Below are 6,711 nucleotides of genomic sequence, written 5' to 3'. Positions count from 1 at the left end.
CCGCGTGTCATGCATGACCTGGACCTGGCGCTGGCGCACTTCGGGCGCGTCATCGTGCTGGACCAGGGGCGCATTGCGCTCGATGGGGCCCCTGCCGAGCTGCTGCATGCGCCGGGGCTGGATGCCGTGTTCGGCGTGGATTTCGAGCGCATCGACGCACCCCCGCAAACCTTGCTGCGCGCGCGGCTGAAACAGGAGAACTGACCCCATGCGCATCGATCTGGCCGGCTGGACGCGCGACGCCACGCGCGGCGACCACCGTGAATTCCTGGCACTGTTCGAGCGCGCCGAGCGCCTGGGTTTCCAGGGCGTGTGGTTCAACGAATTCCGCGTGCCCGATACCGCCTGGCCCTATCCCTCGCCCCTGCTGCTGGCCGCCGCCGTGCTGGCGCGCACCGAGCGGCTGCGCGTGGGCACCTCGGTGCTGGTGCTGCCGCTGCACCACCCGCTGATGCTGGCCGAGGAGATTGCCCAGCTGGACCTGCAAAGCGCCGGCCGCATCGACGTGGGTGTGGGCCGGGGCACGGAGCCGGCCGCGCTGCGCGCCCTGCAGATCGATGCGGACAGCACGCGCGAACGCTTCGAGCAGTCCTGCCGCATCCTGGTGGAGGCGCTGTCCGGCAAGCCCGTCGCAGCTGGGCAGGGGCCGTGGCGCTTCGAGGATCGGCCCGCCCTGCCTTCGACCGTGCAGCGTCCGCATCCTCCCTTGTATGTGGCCGGCTCCACGGCAGAGACCCTGGGCTTTGCCGTCGATCAGAATCTGCCCCTGCTGCTGAGCCTGGAGCCGCCCGAAGGCATGCAGCTGGAGCGCCTGGAGGCCGCTGCCCGGGAGCGCGGGCGCGATGCCGCCGCGCTGCGTGCGCGTTCATCGCTGGCGCGCTATGTCTGCATCGGTGCCGACGAGGCCGCCGTGCAGGCCCGGCTGGCCACGCTGTGGCCGCAGCTGTACCAGCGGCGCGTGTACTTTGCGGGCAAGCGCGGCGTGCCGGCCGACCAGGTGCTGCCCATCGATGTGCCGCGCGTGCTGGCCGAGCAATTCATCCATGGCACGCCCGAGCAGTGCCATGCGCAGATCACCGCCTTGCGCGAGCGCACGGGCATGGGCCAGCTGCGCTGCGTCTTCAACGCCAACGGCCTGTGGAGCGATGCCCAGGCCCTCGCCGGCATGGAGCTGTTTGCGCAGGAGGTTCTTCCTTCATTGCGCAGCGCCGTGCCTTTCGCCACCGTCTGACTTCCTCTTTTTTCTGGAGAACCTTCCATGCAAACCGCCAAGATTCCCGCCACCATCGTCACCGGCTTCCTGGGCAGCGGCAAGACCACGCTGCTGCGCCACATCCTGGACAGCGCGGGCGGCCGGCGCATCGCTGTCATCGTCAACGAGTTCGGAGAGCTGGGCATCGATGGCGAGATCCTCAAGGGCTGCGGCATCGGCTGCGACGATGAGGGCAACGAGCGCGAAGGCGCGCTGTACGAGCTGGCCAACGGCTGCATGTGCTGCACGGTGCAGGAGGAGTTCTTCCCCGTGATGCGCGCGCTGGCCGAGCGCCGCGACCAGATCGACGCCGTGATCATCGAGACCTCGGGCCTGGCCCTGCCCAAGCCCCTGGTCCAGGCCTTCCAGTGGCCCGAGATCGCCAACGTGTTCACCGTGGACGCGGTGGTCACCGTGGTGGACACGCCAGCGGCCGCCAGCGGCCAGTTCGCCGCCAATCCCCAGGCCGTGGACGAGCTGCGCCGCGCCGACCCCAACCTGGACCACGAATCGCCGCTGCACGAACTGTTCGAGGACCAGCTGGGCGCGGCCGACCTGGTGGTGCTCAACAAGACCGACCTGGCCGATGCCGATGCCCTGGCGCGCGTGACCGCCCTGGTGCGCGAGGAGCTGCCGCCCGAGGTCAAGATCGTGCAATCGTCCCAGGGCCGCCTGCCGCTGGACGTGGTGCTGGGCCTGGCCAAGGCGGCCGAGACCACCATCGACCAGCGCGTGAGCCACCACGACCACGACGAGGACCATGACCACGACGACTTCGACTCCTACGTGATCGACCTGCCCGCCGTGGACCGCGACCGCCTGCTGGCCGCGCTGGAGACGCTGGTGGAGCAGCACAGCATCCTGCGCGTCAAGGGCTTTGCCGAGATCCCGGGCAAGCCCATGCGCTGGCTGCTGCAGGGCGTGGGCCGCCGCTTCGACCACCATTTCGACCGCGCCTGGCGCGAGGGCGAGGCACGCGGCACGCGCCTGGTGTTCATCGGGCAAGACCTTGACGAAGCAGCGCTGCGCAAGGGCCTGGAGAATGTGGCCGCCTGACCTTCCGATTCCGTACTGAAACCTATTCCATGCACCTGCTGTCCACGCGCCCCGGCGGCTTCGTCGAGGACGAGAGCATCGTCACCCGCCTCGACCAGACGCCGGCCGACATCGTCATCCTGAGCTCGGCCGACACCACGCTGGCCCTGCTGTCCTCGGCCGTGGCCGCGCTGGCCGGGGCGTCGGCGGACTTCCCCTCGGTGCGGCTGGCCAATCTGCTGTACCTGCGCCAGCCGGCCTCGCTGGACCTGTATGTGGACGAGGTGCTGCGCCATGCGCGCGTGGTCATCGTGGACCACCTGGGCTCGGAGTCGGCCTGGCCCTATGGCATCGAGCAGATCGGCTCGCTGGCGCGCCGCAAGGGGCAGCGCCTGGCCATGTTCTCGGGTGACCTGCAGGAAGACCCGCACCTGCTGGCGCGCAGCACGCTGCCGGCCGCCGCCTGCCGCCAGCTGTGGCAGTACCTGCGCTCGGGCGGCGCGGCCAATGCGCGCGAATTCCTCAAGGCCACCGTCTACCACGGGCTGGACCGGGGCGATGCGCCGCTGCCGCCGCGCACCCTGCCTCAGGCAGCCGTGCACGTGCCGCTTGCGCTATTCGAGAACGCACCCAACCCTGCCCAGGTGCAGGCCCATGACGTGGCCGGCATCGACGACCTGCAGCGCGCCTGGACGCCGGGCGCGCCCACGGTGGCCCTGGTGTTCTACCGCTCCCACCTGCTGGCGGGCAATACGGCGGCCTTCGACGCCATGGCCCTGTCGCTGCAGCAGCGCGGCATGAACCCGCTGGCCGTGGCGCTGGACTCGCTCAAGGACCCGCTGTGCCTGGCCACGCTGCGCCAGCTCTGCGAAGACCATGCCGTGCAGCTGGTGCTCAACACCACGGCGTTCTCGGCGCTGGAATCGGGCACGGCCCTGGCCGGCGATGCGCCCGTGCTGCAGGTGATCGCCAGCGGCGGCAACCGCGAGGACTGGTGGGCCGACAGCCAGGGCCTGCGCCCGCGGGACATCGCCATGCAGGTGGTGCTGCCCGAGATGGATGGCCGCATCATCACGCGCGCCATCAGCTTCAAGGGCCTGTCCCACCGCTGCGCCTTCACCCAGGCCGACGTGGTGGCCTACCAGCCCGAGCCCGACCGCGTGGACTTCGTGGCCGACCTGGCCTGGCGCTGGTGCCGCCTGCGCAGCCTGCCCGCGCGCGACAAGCGCCTGGCCCTGGTGCTGGCCAACTATCCGGGCAGCGAAGGCCGCATCGGCAGCGGCGTGGGGCTGGATACGCCGGCCTCGGTGATCGCCATCCTGCAGCACCTGGCGGCCGAAGGGCACGAGCTGGGCGACCCCGCGCAGCTGCCCGCCGATGGCGAGGCGCTGATGCACACCCTGCAGCAGGGCATTGCCAACGACCCTGCCCAGTGGCCGCTGCGACCGGCCTGGCAAAGCTATGCGCTGGACGAGTACCTGGCACGCCTGGCCGCGCTGCCGGACGGCATGGCCGACGCCGTCACGGCGCGCTGGGGCGCGCCCGAGGCCGACCCGCTGCTGCGCCAGGGCCGCTTCATGATCGCGGGCCTGCGCCTGGGCCATGTCTTTGTCGGCATACAGCCGGCGCGTGCATTGGTCGGTAAAGGCATGGGCGCGCAGGACTATGCGAGCTACCACGATGCCGAGCTGGTGCCGCCCCACGGCTACCTGGCCTTCTACTTCTGGCTGCGCGACCGCTTTGCCGTGGATGCCATGGTCCACGTGGGCAAGCATGGCAACCTCGAATGGCTGCCGGGCAAGAGCCTGGCGCTGTCGGGCGCGTGCTGGCCCGATGCCATCCTGGGCCCGCTGCCGCACCTGTACCCCTTCATCGTCAACGATCCCGGCGAAGGCGCCCAGGCCAAGCGCCGCAGCCAGGCCGTGATCATCGACCACCTGATGCCGCCGCTGACGCGCGCCGAAAACCACGGCCCGCTGCAGGACCTGGAGCGCCTGGTGGACGAGTACTACGACGCCCTGCTGGTCGATGCGCGGCGCGGCGCGCTGCTGCGCCGCCAGATCCTGGACATCGTGCGCCGCCAGCACCTGGAACAGGAGCTGGACCTGGCGCCCGGTGCCGCGCAGGACGACGATGCCGTGCTCGAACGCATAGACGCCTACCTGTGCGAGCTCAAGGAAACCCAGATCCGCGACGGCCTGCATGTCTTCGGCGCCTCGCCGCAAGGGCGCCAGCGCCGCGACACGCTGCTGGCGCTGGCGCGCTTCCCGTCGGACGAAGGCCAGGGCCTGATACAGGCGCTGGCCGCCGACCTGCTGGACAGCCCCGGGTTCGACCCGCTGCGCATGGAGCCTGCACGCCCCTGGACCGGCGCGCGCCCCGCCGCACTGCAGGCCGTGAGCGACGAGCCCTGGCGCCATGAAGGCGACACGCGCGAGCGCCTGGAGCTGCTGGCCCAGCAGTTGCTGGAAGGTGAGGCCCCGGCCGGTGACTGGCCGCAGACACGCGCCGCGCTGCAACAGGTGCATGCCGTGCTGGCGCCCGCGCTGGATGCCTGTGGCGGCGAGGAACTGCGCCAGCTGCTGCGCGGGCTGCAGGGCCGCTTCGTGCCGCCCGGGCCCAGCGGATCGCCCTCGCGCGGGCGGCCCGACGTGCTGCCCACGGGGCGCAATTTCTACACGCTGGACACGCGCGCCATTCCCACCCAGGCCGCCTGGGAGCTGGGCCAGCAGGCCACGCTCAGGCTGCTGGAGCGCTATCTGCAGGAGCATGGCGAGTACCCGCGCACCCTGGGCCTGTCGGTCTGGGGCACGGCCACCATGCGCACGGGCGGCGACGACATCGCCCAGGCCTTTGCGCTGATCGGCGTGCGCCCCAAATGGGCGCCCGGCAGCCAGCGCGTGGTGGACTTCGAGGTGGTGCCGCGCGTGGGCATGGGCCGGCCGCGCGTGGATGTGACGCTGCGCATCTCGGGCTTTTTCCGCGATGCCTTCCCCGGCGCCGTGCAGATGTTCGACGCGGCCGTGCAGGCCGTGGCCGCGCTGGACGAGGACGCCGAGGACAACCCCATACGCGCGCGCATCCTGGCCGAGGCCGAGCAGCTGCAGGCGCAGGGCATGGACGCCGTGCAGGCCCGCCTGCAGGCCGGCTGGCGCGTGTTCGGCGCGCCGCCCGGCCACTATGGATCGGGCCTGGGCGGACTGTTCCAGAGCGGCGACTGGCAGGGCGATGCCGACCTGGCCCAGGCCTACCTGGGCTGGAGCCAGCATGCCTACGGCCAGGACGCCGAGGGCGTGCCCGCAGGCGATGCGCTGCGCCGCCGCCTGGGCGAGCTCGACGTGGTGGCCCACAACCAGGACAGCCGCGAGCACGACATCCTCGACTCGGGCGACTACTTCCAGTTCCAGGGCGGCATGGCCTCGGCCGTGCGCCACCTCTCGGGCCGCCAGCCCGCGCTCTACCACGGCGACCATGCCAACCCGGCCCAGCCGCGCGTGCGCTCGCTCAAGGAGGAGATTGCGCGCGTGGTGCGCTCGCGCGTCACCAATCCCAAGTGGATGGACGGCGCCAAGCGCCACGGCTACAAGGGCGCCTTCGAGATGGCGGCCACGGTGGACTATCTCTTCGGCTTCGACGCCACCACGCAGCAGGTGGGCGACCACCAGTACGCCCTGGTGGCCGACGCCTATGTGCTGGACGCGGCCACGCGCGACTTTCTCGTGCAGCACAATCCGCAGGCCCTGCGCGACATGCTGGAGCGCCTGCTCGAAGCCATGCAGCGCGGCCTGTGGGAGCAGCCCGGCGACTATCGCCAGCAGCTGGAAGACCTGCTGCTGGAACATGAAAACCATCTCGAAGGATTGCGCGGATGACCGCATCTCCTGATCTGGGCAGCGGCGCCCAGCCCGCGCTGCCGCCGCTGTTTCCCTTTGCCGCCATTGCCGGCCAGCCCCTGCTGTGCCAGGCGCTGCTGCTGGCCGCCATCGACCCGCAACTGGGCGGCGTGCTGATCGAGGGGCCGCGCGGCACGGCCAAGTCCACGGCCGCGCGTGCCCTGGCCGAGCTGATCGAGGCCGCGCCCTTCGTCACGCTGCCGCTGGGCGCCTCGCTGGAGCATCTGGCCGGCTCGCTGGACCTGGGCCAGGCCATGGCCGGCCATGCGCTCAAATTCGCGCCCGGCCTGCTGGCACGCGCCCATGGCGGCGTGCTCTATGTGGACGAGATCAACCTGCTGCCCGATGCCCTGGTCGATGTGCTGCTGGATGCCGCCGCCAGCGGCGTCAACGTGGTCGAGCGCGACGGCATCTCCCACCGCCATGCGGCGCGCTTCGTGCTGGTGGGCACCATGAACCCCGAGGAAGGCCAGCTGCGCCCGCAGCTGCTGGACCGCCTGGGCCTGTGCGTGCGCCTGGCCAATGACGCGG

At 71.0% G+C, this 6,711-nt stretch carries 4 protein-coding genes and 1 pseudogene; all 5 read left to right on the top strand.

The annotated features are described in order from the left end of the window. A pseudogene (locus L995_RS20505) lies at positions 1-204 on the top strand (ABC transporter ATP-binding protein); the annotation flags it as partial. Positions 205-208: 4 nt separating this feature from the next. Next, the gene (locus L995_RS20500) at positions 209-1,231 is read left to right on the top strand and encodes an LLM class flavin-dependent oxidoreductase (protein ID WP_047473342.1); all 1,023 of its coding nucleotides are present in this window, start codon (positions 209-211) and stop codon (positions 1,229-1,231) included. Positions 1,232-1,258: 27 nt separating this feature from the next. Then, positions 1,259-2,308 (top strand): cobalamin biosynthesis protein CobW, encoded by a 1,050-nt coding sequence (gene cobW, locus L995_RS20495; RefSeq protein WP_047473341.1) that lies wholly within the window; start codon positions 1,259-1,261, stop codon positions 2,306-2,308. 29 nt (positions 2,309-2,337) lie between these two features. Further along, positions 2,338-6,159, top strand: a complete 3,822-nt coding sequence (gene cobN / locus L995_RS20490) for a cobaltochelatase subunit CobN (protein ID WP_047473339.1) — start codon at positions 2,338-2,340, stop codon at positions 6,157-6,159. Next, a partial coding sequence (locus L995_RS20485; protein WP_047473337.1) for an AAA family ATPase occupies positions 6,156-6,711 on the top strand: 556 nt, incomplete at its 3' end. The genes cobN and L995_RS20485, both read left to right, overlap by 4 nt.

Source organism: Delftia sp. ZNC0008, assembly GCF_000799035.1.
Lineage (GTDB): Bacteria > Pseudomonadota > Gammaproteobacteria > Burkholderiales > Burkholderiaceae_C > Comamonas > Comamonas tsuruhatensis.
Note: the sequence above shows the minus strand (reverse complement) of the source record. Positions and strands in the feature narration are given on the sequence as shown.